At 62.1% G+C, this 15,570-nt stretch carries 16 protein-coding genes; 13 read left to right on the top strand and 3 right to left on the bottom strand.

Going from position 1 to position 15,570, the window contains the following annotated elements; genetic code table 11:
• Window positions 1-10: 10 nt before the first annotated feature.
• From pilO2 to LBW87_RS16025, 12 genes are all read left to right on the top strand, one after another.
• Window positions 11-1,276: a type 4b pilus protein PilO2 gene (pilO2, locus tag LBW87_RS16080; protein ID WP_225202501.1), complete on the top strand. Its 1,266-nt coding sequence runs from the start codon at window positions 11-13 to the stop codon at window positions 1,274-1,276.
• Window positions 1,266-1,760: a type IV pilus biogenesis protein PilP gene (gene pilP, locus LBW87_RS16075; protein ID WP_225202500.1), complete on the top strand. Its 495-nt coding sequence runs from the start codon at window positions 1,266-1,268 to the stop codon at window positions 1,758-1,760. The genes pilO2 and pilP overlap by 11 nt, the downstream gene beginning before the upstream one ends.
• Window positions 1,757-3,370 (top strand): GspE/PulE family protein, encoded by a 1,614-nt coding sequence (locus LBW87_RS16070; protein ID WP_225202499.1) that lies wholly within the window; start codon window positions 1,757-1,759, stop codon window positions 3,368-3,370. The genes pilP and LBW87_RS16070 overlap by 4 nt, the downstream gene beginning before the upstream one ends.
• Window positions 3,360-4,433, top strand: a complete 1,074-nt coding sequence (locus LBW87_RS16065) for a type II secretion system F family protein (protein ID WP_225202498.1) — start codon at window positions 3,360-3,362, stop codon at window positions 4,431-4,433. The genes LBW87_RS16070 and LBW87_RS16065 overlap by 11 nt, the downstream gene beginning before the upstream one ends.
• A 39-nt stretch (window positions 4,434-4,472) precedes the next feature.
• On the top strand, window positions 4,473-5,021 hold the full coding sequence (locus LBW87_RS16060) for a type 4 pilus major pilin (protein WP_225202497.1): 549 nt from the start codon (window positions 4,473-4,475) through the stop codon (window positions 5,019-5,021).
• A 66-nt stretch (window positions 5,022-5,087) separates the two neighbouring features.
• Window positions 5,088-5,585 carry a type IV pilus biogenesis protein PilM gene (gene pilM, locus LBW87_RS16055; protein ID WP_225202496.1) on the top strand — a complete coding sequence of 166 codons (498 nt, stop codon included), beginning with the start codon at window positions 5,088-5,090 and terminating at the stop codon, window positions 5,583-5,585.
• A gap of 2 nt (window positions 5,586-5,587) precedes the next feature.
• Window positions 5,588-7,000, top strand: a complete 1,413-nt coding sequence (pilV, locus tag LBW87_RS16050) for a shufflon system plasmid conjugative transfer pilus tip adhesin PilV (protein ID WP_225202495.1) — start codon at window positions 5,588-5,590, stop codon at window positions 6,998-7,000.
• Complete coding sequence (locus LBW87_RS16045; protein WP_225202494.1) at window positions 6,981-7,457, top strand: lytic transglycosylase domain-containing protein; 477 nt, start codon at window positions 6,981-6,983, stop codon at window positions 7,455-7,457. The genes pilV and LBW87_RS16045 overlap by 20 nt, the downstream gene beginning before the upstream one ends.
• Window positions 7,458-7,844: 387 nt before the next feature.
• Complete coding sequence (locus LBW87_RS16040) at window positions 7,845-8,942, top strand: type IV pilus twitching motility protein PilT (RefSeq protein WP_225202493.1); 1,098 nt, start codon at window positions 7,845-7,847, stop codon at window positions 8,940-8,942.
• Window positions 8,943-9,135: 193 nt separating this feature from the next.
• Entirely contained in the window at window positions 9,136-9,537 is a 402-nt protein-coding gene (locus LBW87_RS16035; protein WP_225202492.1) for a CesT family type III secretion system chaperone, read from the top strand.
• A 46-nt stretch (window positions 9,538-9,583) separates the two neighbouring features.
• On the top strand, window positions 9,584-11,029 hold the full coding sequence (locus tag LBW87_RS16030) for a hypothetical protein (protein WP_225202491.1): 1,446 nt from the start codon (window positions 9,584-9,586) through the stop codon (window positions 11,027-11,029).
• 5 nt (window positions 11,030-11,034) lie between these two features.
• Window positions 11,035-11,544, top strand: coding sequence for a phosphoribosyltransferase (locus tag LBW87_RS16025; protein WP_225202490.1), 510 nt, complete (start codon window positions 11,035-11,037; stop codon window positions 11,542-11,544).
• Window positions 11,545-11,714: 170 nt separating this feature from the next.
• On the opposite strand, the gene LBW87_RS16020 is transcribed toward LBW87_RS16025, so the two are convergent.
• The 3 genes from LBW87_RS16020 to LBW87_RS16010 all read right to left on the bottom strand — a co-directional run bounded on the left by LBW87_RS16020 (window position 11,715) and on the right by LBW87_RS16010 (window position 13,784).
• Window positions 11,715-12,461 carry a response regulator transcription factor gene (locus tag LBW87_RS16020; protein ID WP_225202489.1) on the bottom strand — a complete coding sequence of 249 codons (747 nt, stop codon included), beginning with the start codon at window positions 12,459-12,461 and terminating at the stop codon, window positions 11,715-11,717.
• Window positions 12,462-12,961: 500 nt separating this feature from the next.
• On the bottom strand, window positions 12,962-13,318 hold the full coding sequence (locus LBW87_RS16015; protein WP_225202488.1) for a hypothetical protein: 357 nt from the start codon (window positions 13,316-13,318) through the stop codon (window positions 12,962-12,964).
• Window positions 13,319-13,508: 190 nt separating this feature from the next.
• Complete coding sequence (locus tag LBW87_RS16010) at window positions 13,509-13,784, bottom strand: hypothetical protein (protein ID WP_225202487.1); 276 nt, start codon at window positions 13,782-13,784, stop codon at window positions 13,509-13,511.
• A 170-nt stretch (window positions 13,785-13,954) separates the two neighbouring features.
• Between LBW87_RS16010 and LBW87_RS16005 the strand changes: the two genes are divergently transcribed.
• Window positions 13,955-15,565, top strand: coding sequence for an ABC transporter substrate-binding protein (locus LBW87_RS16005; protein ID WP_225202486.1), 1,611 nt, complete (start codon window positions 13,955-13,957; stop codon window positions 15,563-15,565).
• Window positions 15,566-15,570: the final 5 nt, after the last annotated feature.

The raw sequence follows: 15,570 nt of genomic DNA, 5'->3' as shown, positions 1-15,570 counted from the left end.
GGAAGATGACATGGCCGGCTATATCACCACCCTAGAGAAGCACAAGTTCGTCTGCGGCCTGTTCTGGCAATCGCTGTCCAAGCCGCGCGAACTCAACCGCGAAGCCGCCGACCTGGGCCGCCGGATCGACTCCGACCTGATGGTGGTCCGCATGGACCACACCACGGCCCAGGCCGGCTTTGCCCAGACCCGGGACGGCATCAAGCGCGGCATGTATTCGCTGGCCGCAGTGGTGTCGAAGACGCTGGCCATCGAAGGCGCGTTCTACGACGGCGAGCAGCAACCGGTGCACAACTGGCTGGGCGCCTTCAAGTTGCCCGACGATCACTGGGTCTACTTCGCGGTGCGCGACGCCAACTTCCTGCCCAATGGCGACTTCGCCGGCAGCAAGGAAGAAGTGCTCGACCGGCTGCACAACGACTACGCACTGGGCGGCTGGAACGTGGTGCTGGGTGAAGACGAGTTGCGCTCGTTCGGCTTTCACAACTTCCAGCCGCGCGATATCAAGAGCTTCATGCCGCAGCGGCCCGACGGCAGCATCCGCATCCACAAATGGTGGGGCCTGCGCCAGATCGGCGGGCGCCCCAGCTGGGTGCCGATGGCCGCCGCCGCCAGCGTGATCGGCGCGGTCGCGCTGGGCGGCAGCTACGGCTGGAAGGTCTACCAGCAGAAGAAGCTGGAGCGTGAGCGCGAGATCGCCATGCAGCAGGTGCGCGAAAGATTGATGCGCGAAGCCTCGGTGGCGGCGCGCCCATGGGCCAAGAAGGCGTCGCCGGTCAGCCTGATGCGCACCTGCCAGCAACAGTTCACTCATCCGACGGCGGGTGGCTGGGTGCTGGAGTCCTATACCTGCACCCAGGAGTCGCAGGCCTATGCCTGGGGCCGTGGCGGCTCGACCGTGGCGATGCTGCGCGAGCAGATGCCGGACGCCACCGTGGAGCCGGCAGGAGAACGCGCCAGCTACGTGCGTCCGCTGAAGATGCAGGCGCCGCAGAACGAAGAATTGCAGGACAGCCGCAAGACGCTCGAACCCTTGCTGTCGCGGCTGCAGATGATGGCGGTGCCGATCAAGGTCAGCCTGGCGCCGGCGCCGCAAATGAACACCGGCGACCAGCAGTGGCAACCCAACTGGCGCAGTTATCTTTTCAAGCTCGTCGCCGGCGGCATGGAGCCGCTGGAGATCGCCGAGATTCTCAACCGGCCAGGCGTGCGGGTCGACAAGGTGGTTTATCAAGGATCCCAGTGGATCATGGAGGGAACGATATATGCAAAATAAGACCGTTGTTGCACTGCTGGCGGTGGCCGCCTGGAGCGCGTTTCCCGCTTGCGCCGAGAGCACCTCCGAGAGCCTGACCCGGATCGAGGCCGAGACCATGGTCCTGAAGGCGCGCGAAAAGCAGCTCGAAGTGCAGGCCAGCATCGTCACCAAGCAAAATGAAATCGCCGCCCGACAGAGCGTGACGGCGGCGCTGAACCAGCCCGAAGTGGTGGGCGACCCGGTGGTGCGCGCCATCGAAGGCATCGGCAATCGCATGTATGCCACCCTGCAATTGAGCGATGGCAGCCTGGTCGATGTGCAGCAGGGCGACACCCTGCCGGGCGGCATGAAGATCGTCGCGGTGCATCCGCGCGAGGTACTGGCCTCCAACAAGGGCCGCCAGTTCCGGCTTGGCACCTATGCACCGGCGCTGACCGGCTTCAACCCGAATTTTCCGGGTCCGGGCGTCGTCGCTGCCGGCAACCGGGGAGTGGCGAGATGAAACTGCGCCTGCCACGACGCCGCGAGCAGCCGCAAGGCTCGCCCGCCGGCACCCCTGACGATGCGCCGCGCTTCGACGGCTTGCAGGTGCTGAGCCACAGCGGCCTGTTCGAAGCCAGCCAGGAAGAGCGCAAGTTGCTGTGCCTGCTGGGCGACGGCCGTCTGCTGGTCGTGGCCGGACAAGAGCTCAATCCCCATGTCATGTCGTACCAGGGACGGCTGGAGCGACTGGGGCAATCCTACAAGGTGGAGTCGAGCGGGGTCGAGGTGATCTACCGCATCAATCGCGTCGGCGGCGTGTTGCCCGAAGAGCGCCATCAGGAACACACGATGATGCAGGTCACCGCCAAGGACCTGCTCAACAAGGCTTGCCGTTCGCGCGCCTCCGATATCCACCTGCGGGTACGCAAGAACTGCACCGAGATCTACTTCCGGATCCACAACGACCTGGTGCCGGTGGGCGGGCAGACCCGTGAATACGGCGAACGCCTGCTGGCCACGCTGTACGGCGCGATGACCTCGGTCTCGGACAGTTCCTACAAGCCGACCGAGCGCCAGGATGCCGCCATCGCCGACCGCGACAAGCTGCCGCCGGCGCTGTACGGCGTGCGTATCGCCACCGTGCCCACCAGCGAAGGATCGGTGATGGTGATGCGGCTGCTCTATAACGATGCCGGCGACAACATCGACCTGCGCCCGCTCGGTTTTTCCGAAGCCCATGCGATCGCGCTGCAAAAACTGAAGGAGCAACCGGTCGGCCTGAACATCATCAGCGGCCCCACCGGTTCGGGCAAGTCGACCACGCTGCAGCGGGTGCTGACCGGCGAGATCATCGAAGCCGAAGGCAAGCTGCACGTGCTGACCATCGAAGACCCGGTCGAATATCCGATCGAAGGCGCGGTGCAGACCGCCGTGACCAACGCCGGCAACGAGGAAGAGCGCTCGCGCGCCTTCGCCGCCGCCATCTCCAACGCCATGCGACTGGACCCCGACACCATCATGATCGGCGAAGTGCGCGACCGCGCCACCGCGCAGAACGCGTTGCGTGCATCGATGACCGGCCATCAGGTGTGGACCACGGTGCATGCCAACAGCGCCCTGGCCATCGTCGATCGGCTGCTGGACCTTGGCTTGCCCGCTGCCCTGGTGGCCGACCACAACGTGGTGACCGGGCTGATCAGCCAGCGCCTGGTCAAGAAGCTGTGTCCCTGCTGCCGGCAGTCGCTGGCCAAGCATCCCGAAGCGCTGCCGCCGGCCATGCTGGCACGGGTGCGCCAGGCGGTGTCGTCCAACCTGGAGGGCGTCTGCGTGACCGGCCCCGGTTGTGATGAATGCAAGGGGCAGGGCACCGTGGGACGCTCGGTGGTGGCCGAGATCATCATCCCGGACGATCACTTCTTCCGCCTGGTGCGCCAGGGCGAAAAAACCGAGGCGCTGAAGTACTGGATCAATGAGCTGGGTGGAAAAACCATGCTGGAGCACGCCATCGAGAAAGTGGCGCGGGGCGAACTCGATCCACGCATGGCCGAGCGGGTGGTGGGTCACCTGATCTATGACCACGCGCCGGTGTTGCCCTTTCTGACTGTCGTGGAGGGTCGCAGTGCTACCTGATATCAACCGCCTGTGGGCCAAGACGCAGTTCACCGATACGGCCCGGCTGCGCCTGTATCGCAAGATGTCGAAAATGCTCAGCAACGGCTTGCCGCTGCTGAAGGTGCTGGAAGAGCTGCGCGACCGCGAATCGAACAACGGCAAGAACCCGAAGGAACCGCTGGCGATCATCCTCGACGATTGCCGCCGCAGCGTGCAGAACGGCCGGCTGCTGTCGGAGGCGCTGGACGGCTGGGTGCCGAAGTCGGAACAGATGATCCTGATGGCCGGCGAACAGTCCGGCAAGCTGGAGCCGACCCTGATCTCGGTGGTCAACGTGGTCCAGGCGCGCAAGAAGATCAATGCGGTGATCGTGGGTGGCATGGCCTATCCGCTGGCGATCCTGGGCCTGGTGCTGTCGTACATCTACCTGTTCGGGGCCAAGGTCATCCCGCAATTCACGACCATGATGGATCCCAACAAGTGGCAGGGCGCGGCGCGGTCGCTGTACCTGATGTCGCTGTGGGTGCAGCACTGGATGGGATGGACCTTGCTGGGCATCGCCGTGGCGCTGGTGATCCTGTTCGTGTCGATGCCCCGCTGGCGCGGCAGCCTGCGCATCTGGGCCGACCGCGCGCCGCCGTATTCGATCTATCGCCTGATGGTGGGTAGCGGTTTCCTGCTGGCGTTCTCGGCCCTGCAGGGCGCCGGCGTGACGGTAGAGAAAGCGCTGATGCGCTTGTCCGGCGGAGCCCAGCCGTGGTTGCGCGAACGCCTGGACGGTGCGTTGCTGGGCGTGCGCTCGGGCCTCAATTGCGGCGAGGCGCTGCGCAATACGGGGTATCAGTTTCCCTCCAAGGAAGTCATCGACGATCTCTGCGTCTATGCGGAATACAAGGGCTTCGCCGATGCCTTGCAGTTGCTGGCGGATGAATGGATGGAGCAGGGGGTGGAAGTCATTTCCCTGCGCATGAAGCTGGTCAACGGCATGGCGGTGGTCACCATGGCCATCGTGATCGGTTGGCTGGTGATCGGGTTCTTCGGGATTCAGCAGGAAATCGCGGCGCTTGCCCGCGCTCATTAATTGTTCAATGCAGTTCTTTTTCAATCACAGGGGTTAATCATGTTCGGCGAAAAAATGAATGGTTTAAAAGGAAAATCGATTCGTTCCAACAACAAGCTGGCGCGCCAGCACGGCGCGTCGCTGCTGGAAGGCATTGCCTACCTCGGTATCGCGGCGATTGTGGTCATGGGCGCGATCTCGCTGCTGACCGGCGCCTTCAGCAGCGCCAAGTCGAACCAGGCCAATGAAGAAGTGATCGGGCTGCGCACTGCCGTGCGCAAGCTGTACATGGGGCAGACCTACCCAACGACTGGCATTCCGCAAGCGTTGCAGAGCGCCAAGGCGGCGCCCGGCACCTTGGCCGCAGATGGCACCACGCTCAAGAACAGCTGGGGCGGCACGGTCGCCATCGTCGGCGCCAACAACGGCTTCACCATCGCTTACCCGTCGGTGCCACAGGATGTGTGCGTGAGCATGATCTCGGGCGCCAACGGCTGGGTAACTATCAAGGTCAATACTGCCGATATCTCCGCTTTCCCGGCGAGCGTGGAAGACGCCACCGCGAATTGCACGCTGACCAGCAACTCCATCACCTACACATCGAGCTGATGGACGCGTAGCGATTCTGCCGGCGGCGCTGAAGTCGCCGCCGGACCGACCCACCGGAGGACCAATATGTGGAACGCTGCAGTAGTGGCCATCCTGATCGCGGTGGCCGGGATCTATGCGACCCGAAACGCCCAGGCGCTGGATGGCGCCCAGGCCGGTCTGGCGGCCAGCCGGGCGGCCGAGATGGGCATCTATCGCAACGCGGTCATCAATTATTTCAGCGCCCATGATTCCAGTCCGGGCGTGGTGAGCACGGCGGCCCTCAAGAGCGGCGGCTACCTGCCGTCGTGGAGCCGCCTGTACCAGCAGAGCACGCCGCTGGCGTGGAGCAATTATCGCGACGCCGACGGCATCATCTACATCTACGCCACGGCGCTGCCCGAGCGCAACCTGACGGCTGAACTGGCCAGCCTGGCGCAGAACTCGGTGCTGTTCGGCCTCTATGACAGTACGACCAACAAGTTGCAGTCGCCGGTGGCCGGCAATACCAATATTCCGACCACCGCCATTTCCGCCATGTCGATCCCCAACGGTGCGCCGGTGTGGATCGCAATGATCAAATGAACATGATGCCGACCCATCCCCCTTCTGCCCTACGCCGCCAGAGCGGCATTGCGATGCTCGAGATCCTCGGCGCGCTCGCCATCGGCGCCATCCTCGTGATGGGCCTGTCCAGCATGATGGATACCGCGCTGGAGGACACCAAGGGCCAGCAGGCGGCGTATTACCAGTCGCAGATCGTGGCCGCCGGACAGAAATACATCGCGGCCAATGCCGCCACCCTGACGACGTCATTGCCAGCGACGGGATCGTTGCTCGCGGTGGGCGTGGCGCAACTCAAGACCGGAAAATTCCTGGCTGACGGGACGGCGACCAAGAATGGCTACGGGCAGACGCCGTGCGTGCTGATCCGTCAGCCCGATCCAAGCGGCAATCCGGGCAAGTTCGATGCCCTGGTGGTGACCACCGGCGGCGAAAAGATCCCCGAGAAGGTGCTGCCAGTGATTGCCGCCAACGCCGGGCCCAACGGTGGCTATATCAGCACCTCGGACACCGCCAACGCCAAAGGCAGTAACTGGAGCAGCGTCACCACGTCGTATCGATCCACCACCTGCACCGGCGGCACCAACCTGACCGGCAACGCCGCAGATGGCGGCCACCTCGCCTCCAATCTGTTCTTCGATGGGCCGGGCCAGTCATCTGCCGACTATCTCTATCGCAATGCCGTGCCCGGACGTCCGGAACTGAACCGCATGAATACGCCGATCCGCATGGCCGACCTGGCGCTGGTGACCTCCGGCGCGAGCTGCCTGGATGCGGATGGACAGAACCGGGCGGCGATTGCGATCGACGCCGCCACCCGCGGCCTGCTGGTCTGCGGCACGAACAACGTATGGAGTTCGCCCTCGCAATGGAAGGACCCAAAGGCAAACTATGGCGCGCTGCCCACCACCGGCAATACGGTCGGCGATGTGCGCATGACGCTGGACAAGTTCCGGGCCTATTCCTACAACGGCAGCGCGTGGGTCGCGCTGGCGGTGGACCAGAACAACAACATGAGCGTGCCGGGCACCCTTACGGCCGGTAACGTCAGCACCGGCAATGTCAATGCGTCGCAAAATATCGTGGCCGATGGAACCATTCATGCCACTGGCGACATTAGTACTAGTAACTCCGTTTCGGCAGACCTGGACGTCAACGCCGCCCGTGCGGTCAATGCGAAGGATGTCTATGTCGCCCATAACGTGGTTACCGAGGGGTTGCAGGTCAACCGCTGGACATCGTCGCCGGCCATCTCCATCGGCATCAATTACTTTGTCGCCGGTGCAGCTTGCCACTACCTGGAATACGACCCCTGGGAAAACACGACCCATATCACGTTCCCCGTGGGGACGATCGTCATGGACAGCAATTACCGGCCGCTTATTTGCGGCGCAGACAAGACAATGAGATACGCAAATGGAACCTATTCCCCGTGAACCCAACCGCTGGCTGGCGCGCCTGCTGCTGCAGACCGCCGCCCTGATCCTGGCCTGCCTGGCATGCGCACCGGCGCTGGCCTGCTGGAACGAAGTGGCCTCGTGGTATGGCGTCAACGTGCACCTGCTGTACGCGATCGCCAAGACCGAATCCAACCTGAACCCTAACGCCATGAACAAGAACAAGAATGGCAGTTACGACATCGGCATGATGCAGATCAACAGCAGCTGGCTGCCTACGCTGCGCAAGTATGGTGTTACCGAAGAACAACTGAAGGATCCCTGCGTGAATCTGCAGGTGGGGGCCTGGATCCTGGCCCAGAACATGGCGCGCATGGGGCTGACCTGGGAAGCGGTAGGCGCTTACAACGCGCGCAATCCGCAACTGCGTATCAAGTATGCCCAGAAGGTATACAAGAACATACCCCAAGAGATACTGGTGCAGGCGTCCAGATAATGATATTGACGCCGGGCGGAGCTTGAACGCGACGTACAAATGAGTTAAACGTTAAAGGAAGGGGACATGCATCTTTCAATTGAATTTTCGCTCGGTCTACGATATTTAGCTCAATTGGCAAGTTGAGTGCTCAGCAGATGGGATACCGTTGTGTAAGCATAAAATATTAGTTTTTGCGAACAATTGCGACGCCGCGAGCAGGTATAGTAGACTCCCTTTTCATGATGTCAGTTGGTGGTCCGGTCATGGAAAGCACCTTTGGTGAGCGGTCAAATCCTAGCGCAGCCCGGGGTCGCGGCGGTCAAACATGTCGGGGAACGCAGCGGGCAGCAGTCCGTTGCTCTTCCATCGAGACTAAAAAGTGCTTTAAAAAAATCAGGTGGCCGAATGTCAAATGACCATTTCCTCGCACGCGATCTCCAACGGGAATTGCTCGCGCTCGTCAACTCCACGCAGACTTTCTCGGACATTCATATCGAGCAAGACCAGCCGCTGATGCTCAAGACGCCGCGCGGCTGGCAGCCGGTGCATGACATGCCGGTATCGATCGAGAACCTGGCGCCGCTGCTGAGCGCCATCGATGAAGACTGGGAAGACAAGATCATCGACGGGGCGCTGGATTGCCCGTTCGTGCTGGGCGAGTGGCGCCTGCGCTGCAATATCTATCGCATGGCGCGCGGCACCAAGGTCGCCGTCTCGATCCGCCGTTTTCCGCTCGAGCCGCTGGCGCTGGAACGCACCGGCTTGCCAAGTTACGTCAAGACAGTGCTCGAAGCGACCAAGGGCATCATCCTGGTGACCGGTCCCACCGGTGCAGGCAAGACCACCACCATCGCCTCGATGCTCGATTACATCAATTCGACCCGGCATGGTCATATCATCACCATCGAAGAGCCGATCGAGTACGAGTTGCAACGCAAGCAGTCGCTGATCTCGCAAAAAGAGGTGCCCACCGATACCGAGAGCTTTTCGTCGGGACTGCGCGAGGCGCTGCGGCAGAAGCCGGATGTGCTGATGGTCGGCGAGATCCGCGACTTCGATACCGCCGACACGGTATTGCACGCCGGCGAATCGGGCCACCTGGTGCTGGCCACGCTGCATACCAGCAGCGCCGTGCGCGCCATCACCAAGCTATTGGGATTCTTCCCGCAGGACCAGCGCGCCCAGCGCGCCGCCACGCTGGCCGAGAGCCTGGTCGGGGTGATCTTCCAGAGCCTCTTGCCGTCCGAAGACGGAGAGCATCACGTCATGGCCAGTGAAATGGTGTTCAACAACAACCAGCAGATTGCCGCCTACATCAATGATCCGACCAAGCTGCACATGATCGGCGACTTCATGAAGCGCAAGGAAGACAACATGTCGCGCAGTCTCAACGAGGTGCTGCTGCAACTGGTGCACAAGAAGAGCGTGTCGGCGCGCGACGCGCTGCGGGTGGCCTATAACCGCCTGGAACTGCACGAAATGCTCAACAGCGCCAAGCGTTAGCGAATTTAGCACGTCCCGTCCGCAAGCGGCCTTCCAGCGAAGGCCGCTTTTTTTATGCGGCCTGCATCTTTGGGGATTCCTGATTCCTGTTGCATGGCGACGTGTAAAGATATTTCTCTCAACGATCTTCACTGCATCGGAACCACACTTGCTGCGCAGTTCACCCATGGGAGAACCACAACAAGAGGAACCCATGTCCAGAAGCCGCTTTATTGAATTGACCAATGACTTCTGCGCGATCGCCAACATCGATCAGCCAGAACTGATGGTGCAAGGTAACGCCATCGAAGTCGATGGCATCGATTTTTTCGTCCAGTACGATGAGGAGTTCTCGCCCGATCACCTCATCGTCTATTGCGATTTCGGCACGCCGCCGCAGGAGCGTCTGCAGGACGCTTACCAGGCCCTGCTGGAAACCAACATGCTGATCTATGCGGCCAATTCGCCCGCCTTCATGCTGGGCCCGGACCAGCGCGTGACGTTCGGCTACCAGTGCCGCCTCAACGAGCTGCGCGCGCCCGAACTGATGAACATATTGCTGAACCTGGCCGAGCAAGCCAGGGATTGGCGCACCGACCATTTCCTGGACGTCTGAGCCTACCGCCAGCGCCCCAGTCAGCCGAACCCAACCAGGAGCCATCATGGGTCCCATCGATAACAAGCCTATCCCGTCCCCGGGCTATTTCCACCAGGCCGGCGACGCCAGCAAGACCAGCACTGCGCTGCGCTCGACCTTCAATCCCAGCCCCAACAACAAGATCACCAACATGTTGGCGCGCAATCACATGCCGCGCGCGGCCGGCATGGTCAACGCCGTGCGCGGCCTGGACCTGTCGATCCGCCAGTCCTGGAACCAGCGACGCCTGGACAGCGCCCGCGGCAAGCTCGAGAAGATGACGGGGGCGGCAGACCAGACTAACGTGGCTGACCTGCAAAGCCAGCGCCAGCGCGTGGAGCAGCGCGAGCACAACGCGCTGCGCCTGCACGGCAAGCAGGCCCTCGGCGAGCAGGCCAGCAGCGGTCGCCTGGAGCAAACTGTTAGTGATTTTGACGAAGCCTTGCAGGACCATCTGACCAAGAAGGACTACGTTCCGCTGACCGGGCTGAGCGACATCAAGGCCGAAAATGTGAAGAGCTGGTATCTGAACGACATCAAGGACAACCATCGTCTCAAGGTGCATTCCGATGGTCCGCCGCTGTTGGCCGAGCACGTGGCCAGGCGCGTCAGCGCCGCCTACGACCGGGGCGCCAGCGGCGCCGCCAGCCGCAGTCTCAGCACGCTGCAGCATGCGCTGGTCGGGATCCAGGGCGCGGCCTTGTCGGTCAAGGGGGCAGTGGCGGGCAGGCTGGCCGAGAGCCAGTACCTGGATGCGGGCGGACGCGCCCGCATGGACGTGCGGGCAGCCCGTAGCGAACAAAAGCGCACCATGCTGCAGGCTTCCCTGCAGGGAAATGCGTCGCTCAGGCAGGCCTATCGCGACGTGGTCGAAGAACAGGCCAAGTCGGCCCGTGCCCGGACCGCGCCCAGCGATGACCCGAATCAGCCGCACTATGTGGCACGCGCGGCGGGCCCGAACGGCGAGGCGCCGCCGCAGACGCGCTCCTTTGACCGTTTCGTGAATCGGCTGGCCCAGCCGCGTGAGGTCGCGCCGCCGGCGGCCAAACTGGAATCACAATCGACCGGTTCCAGCACCACGGGCAGTATCGACCGGCCTGCCGCCGAACCCGGCGTGCAACGCCAGCCCGGACGCATGTCGCGCTTTGCCATGGCGGCCGCCAATCTGCGCAACAAACGCCACCTGCAGAAGGCCGGTGGCGATCTGGCGCTGGCATCGGTCAAGCTCAGGGGCATCAACAGCGAGGAGCAGGATGGCGCTTACAAGCAGCAGGTGCGCCAGAGCTCGGCTGCCACCGACAAGGCGGGCCATCAATATGTGGCACGCCGGTCCGCGCTGCAGGGCAAGTTGCTGGAGACGCTGGATAAAAAAGAGGTACGGAAGATGCAGGATGATGCGTTCCCGACCCAGAGGTGGGTACACGACGAGCTGCCCTGGCAGCCGCCGCGCGATGACGAACAGGGCTCCTGATCATCATGCTCGATCTGACCCGATCACAGCCGCCGGCCTGGATGCAATTTGAATGCACGCGTGACGTGCGCTGGCATGAGATCGAGGCCATGGTGCAACGGCACCAGGCCGAGATCGCCGCGCGCTATGACCTGCTGGTGGCCGTCCTGCGCGCCGGCGCACCGGTGGCGTCGCTCATCGGACGCAACACCGGCTTGCCCATCGATTACCTGGTCTGCAACCGGCGCAACCCGCAGCCGCACTTTCTGGATGGCGAGGCGCGTGCGCCGCGAGGGCGCCGCATCCTGCTGGTGGATGACGTGTGCGGCAGTGGCTGGACCTTCGAGCGGGCCGCCGGCTACTGCCGGGAGATGGGCAATACGGTGGGCACCTTCAGCGTCTACCGCTGCCTGGGGCCTGGCATGTACCAGCCCGATTTTTCGATGGAGATGACCGCCGACACCTATCTGCGCTGGCCCTGGGAATACCAGTCGGAGACCGAAATGCCGCAAGACCGGCAGCAGATGGCCGCCTGAAGGTGGCGCCGTCCATGCCGCGCAAGACAGGCAAGTAGCAGGGCGGCCGGCGCGAGGGCGAGCCACAGGCGAACCATTTATGAAATTTAATTCATAAACATGATGCGGTTAAAGCTAGGGTAGGGGGTGCCAGGAACTGGCTGCGGAGGGAACTGCGTGAACAACGAAAATTACATGCGTCGCATGGTCACCGGAGCGGGCCCATCCAGGAAATCCTCTAGGGCAGTTTCATTTTCTGCCATGTTTTCCGCGCTCGCCAGCAGCTGCTCGTCGACCGGGTCGAGGCGGTAGCCCTGGCTGTAGGCGGTGCGGATCACCACCACCTGCCGTCCGTCAATCTGTAACTTCTTGCGTAGTTTATAGACGTGCTGTTCGATTGTGCGGCCGGCGATTTCGCTGTCGGCGCTCCAGATGACGGTGCCCAGCGTTTCACGCGAGATGTAGACGCCGGGCGAAGAAAAAAACAGCCAGGCCATGCTGAATTCACGTGGAGTTAGTGATATCGGCTGGCCTTGATAGCTGAATTTCGCGCTTTCCTTGTTCAGCGAAAAGCCCGCGTACTCGATCGAGCGCTTGCTGTTCTTGGGCGCACAGCGCCGCATCAGCGCATTGATCCGGGCCACCAGTTCGACCGCCTCGAAGGGCCGCTCCAGAAAGTCGTCCGCCCCGCCGTCGAGCACTTGCGCCACCAGTTCGCCGGAACGGCGCGGCGCCAGCACCAGGCTGGGAATGTGGTCGCCGCTGCGAATGCCGAGCCAGGAAAAGATGCTGTCGCCAGCGGCGGGGTTGGCGGGAATGTCGAGGATGAGAAAGTCGTACGGTTTCCTTTTGAGAGTCCGTACCAATATTGTCTCGGAGTCGAACTGCGTCGGTTGAAAGCCGGCCCGCGCGACGGCTTCCTTCACCTGTTCGAACACGCTCGTATTGCGGATATAGCATGCAATTTTCATGGGGCCATCGGTCGTTGTTATAGGCACTGCTGGGGATTTGCCGTCCGATCGACGAAGGCTTGTCGTCGGTAATTCTCTGCACAGCGGGAGGGACGCTAGCTGAATTGCAGGGAATATAGTAGAGCAAAATTCCGCGCCGCACCGAGCCAATTAAACATTGTCGCCAGCGCGATGTAACAGAAGATTAACGAAATTCAAACTTCGGAATGAATCTGTGCGACTGTGACGCATCCACCGCGCCGACCGCGCGGAGGATGCCTAATGTACCCGGATATTTAGAAAAAACCCAGTGGTCCGCGCAAATAGAAGCGTCGAACTCTTGACGCGCGGTAGGCCGGTGCAAGGCAAAACACGCCGCTGACACCGAATGGCCATGGTGCCGCCGAGGTGCCAGAAAACAAACCGGCGTGTTGTTGTTATGTTGCACCGCGCAGTCGTCAGAAAGCGACGCCTGCAGGCGCTCTGTCCTACACGCACCTGAACTGGATTTTCACCTCATAGTCGTCATTCGCATTGAGGGATGGAAAAGTCGGCGCGCTCACGTAGGCGGACAGTTGCTCGGCCTGATCCTTGTGATCGCGCGGGTTGGACCAGGCGCCGCGAAAGCGTGTGTCGATGCCGCTCACCACATGCCGCTGCTGGCGATCGCGACAGGTCGACGCGGCCACTGCCAGTGAACCGTCCAGCGCAAGCTGTTCGGTCGGGGCAAAGGCCACGGTGCGAAAAGCGCCATCTTCCTGCGGGATCAGGCTGACCTGCGGCGCGGTGGAGCAGCCGGGCACCAGCAGCAGGCAGGCCAGCGCGGCGAATAAGTTTTTGTTCATGAAGGTCCTTTCATGGCCGGGCTGGCCTTGGTGGAAGTGCGGCGTGCAGTCGAGGCATGGCTGCGTTTGTCAGTGTTATAGCCGTCGCGGCGGTTCCATTGGTCAGCTATAAATACGATTTATCCCGGTCTCCGGATCGGGATCACGCCCTGTCGCCGTGCGCAAGAACGTAAAGGAAGGTGACAAGCGCTTAGTCCGCCCCGGGAATTTCATCTTGCCGAAGCGCCCGAACAACACAGAATTGGCCCTGTTTTTGCGCCGCTGACCGGCTGTAGGAAGAAAGTCTCAATTGGTGCAGACGCCGCATCGTTGCGGTGCGCAACGCGTGCGTTCCGGTTTGCTGCTGTGTGGTGTTGGCGCGGGCATTCATGCCAGCGGTGCGGTATCGCTTGGACATGGTCCGAAAAGCGTTGGCAGGCGTTTGCATCCGGCCCTTTTCCGACTTGCCTCCGGCATGCTTTTTCATGGTGCAGTGCGACCAGGTCGGGCACCTGCGAAGCCCCTTTCGACGGGGCTATCTGTACCCCGTGCGGGACAGTACAGAAGTCCCTACTTCTTGCCTTTCTGTATATCCCTCCCTGCTGCGTGGCTGATTACCATGCAATCGTTCGAATTAACTCAGGGGAGAAATAGAAAGTGAAAAAAGGAATCTTCGGTGCTCAGCTCATCGCGCTGGCAAGCCTGCTTGGTCCCTGTGCTCAGGCGGCCGACATCAAGATCGGACTGGCTGCCGAGCCCACTGCGATGGACCCGCATTTCCATAACCTGACGCCCAACAACCAGGTCGTCATGCACATCTTCGAACCGCTCATCATCGCCAATTCGAAGTTCGAATGGAAACCCGGACTGGCCGAGTCCTTCAAGGCGATCAACCCGACCACCTGGGAGTTCAAGCTGCGCCGTAACGTCAAGTTCCATGACGGCAGCGCCTTTGACGCCAACGACGTCCTGTTCACCATGTGCCGGGTGCCGACCGTGGTCAACAGCCCGTCGCCCTTCACGCTGTACACCAAGGCGATCAAGGAGATGGAAGCGCCGGATCCCTACACCATCATCATCAAGACCGCCGAACCGTATCCATTGCTGCCCAACGAGTTGTCGTCGGTGGCGATCCTGTCCGATACCCTGATCGAGGGCGAGAAAGTGACCTTCGCCAGCGCCGGCTGCAAGATTTCGCATGCCATGCCGACCACGGCCGACTTCAACAGCGGCAAGGCGGCCATCGGCACCGGCCCGTTCAAGTTCAAGAGCTTCACCAAGGGCGACCGCATCGAGTTCGTGAAGAACGACGCCTACTGGGGCAAGAAGCCGGCCTGGGACCAGGTGATCATGCGCCCCATCGCCGCGCCGGGCTCGCGCGTGGCGGCGCTGCTGTCGGGTGACGTCGATTTCATCGAGCGCCTGCCGACGCAGGACAGTGCACGGGTCAAGGCTGATCCCAACTACCGCATCGCGGACGTGATCGCGGCGCGCTCGATCTTCCTGGTGATGGACCAGTTCCGCGACGTGCCGCCGGGCGTGACCGGCACCGGCAACAAGAATCCCTTCAAGGATGTGCGGGTGCGCCGCGCGATCTCGCTGGCGATCGATCGCGATGCCATCGTCAAGCGTGTCATGGGCGGTGCGGCGGCTGCGGCCAACCAGTTGCTGGACAAGTCGTTCGAGGGCGGCGACACCAAGATGGCGCCGTTGCCCTACAAGCCCGAGGAAGCCAAGAAGTTGCTGGCCGAGGCCGGCTACCCGAATGGCTTTGCGGTGACGCTGGCTTCGCCCAACGACCGCTACGTCAACGATGCGCAAGTGGCGCAGGCGGTGGCGCAGTACCTGTCGCGGGTCGGCATCAAGGTCACCGTCAACGCCATGACATCGAGTTCCTTCTTTGCCAATCGCGCCAAGTATGACTTCGGTTTCTACCTGGCAGGGTGGGGCGCACAGACCGGTGAAATGTCGTCATCGTTGCGCGCCCTGGTGGCGACCCAGAACAAGGATCGCGGGTGGGGCGTGTCGAACTTCGGCAAATATAGCGATCCCGAACTCGACAAGCTGATCGACGAAGCCATGGTCACGGTCGACACCACCAAGCGCGCCGCGCTGCTGGCCCAGGCCAGCAAGCGCTCCATCGATGAGATGGCGGCGGTGCCGTTGCATTCGGAAAAAGCGGTGTGGGCCATGAAGAAGTCGCTGAGCTACGAGGCGCGTGCCGACGAGTTCACCAGCGCGACCAATATCACCCCGAGCAGCAAGTAAGACCG

Source organism: Herbaspirillum sp. alder98, from assembly GCF_020179755.1.
Classification (GTDB): Bacteria; Pseudomonadota; Gammaproteobacteria; order Burkholderiales; family Burkholderiaceae_D; genus Herbaspirillum.
The sequence above is the reverse complement of the archived record's forward strand: the minus strand, read 5'-3'. Positions and strand labels throughout refer to the sequence as shown.

Coding starts and splice junctions, on each gene's coding strand:
- pilP (WP_225202500.1), top strand. CDS start 1,266: ATGCAAAATAAGACCGTTGTTGCACTGCTGGCGGTGGCCGCCTGGAGC.
- LBW87_RS16010 (WP_225202487.1), bottom strand. CDS start 13,784: ATGAAAAAGCATGCCGGAGGCAAGTCGGAAAAGGGCCGGATGCAAACG.
- LBW87_RS16040 (WP_225202493.1), top strand. CDS start 7,845: ATGTCAAATGACCATTTCCTCGCACGCGATCTCCAACGGGAATTGCTC.
- pilV (WP_225202495.1), top strand. CDS start 5,588: ATGATGCCGACCCATCCCCCTTCTGCCCTACGCCGCCAGAGCGGCATT.
- LBW87_RS16045 (WP_225202494.1), top strand. CDS start 6,981: ATGGAACCTATTCCCCGTGAACCCAACCGCTGGCTGGCGCGCCTGCTG.
- pilO2 (WP_225202501.1), top strand. CDS start 11: ATGGCCGGCTATATCACCACCCTAGAGAAGCACAAGTTCGTCTGCGGC.
- pilM (WP_225202496.1), top strand. CDS start 5,088: ATGTGGAACGCTGCAGTAGTGGCCATCCTGATCGCGGTGGCCGGGATC.
- LBW87_RS16015 (WP_225202488.1), bottom strand. CDS start 13,318: ATGAACAAAAACTTATTCGCCGCGCTGGCCTGCCTGCTGCTGGTGCCC.
- LBW87_RS16060 (WP_225202497.1), top strand. CDS start 4,473: ATGTTCGGCGAAAAAATGAATGGTTTAAAAGGAAAATCGATTCGTTCC.
- LBW87_RS16035 (WP_225202492.1), top strand. CDS start 9,136: ATGTCCAGAAGCCGCTTTATTGAATTGACCAATGACTTCTGCGCGATC.
- LBW87_RS16070 (WP_225202499.1), top strand. CDS start 1,757: ATGAAACTGCGCCTGCCACGACGCCGCGAGCAGCCGCAAGGCTCGCCC.
- LBW87_RS16030 (WP_225202491.1), top strand. CDS start 9,584: ATGGGTCCCATCGATAACAAGCCTATCCCGTCCCCGGGCTATTTCCAC.
- LBW87_RS16025 (WP_225202490.1), top strand. CDS start 11,035: ATGCTCGATCTGACCCGATCACAGCCGCCGGCCTGGATGCAATTTGAA.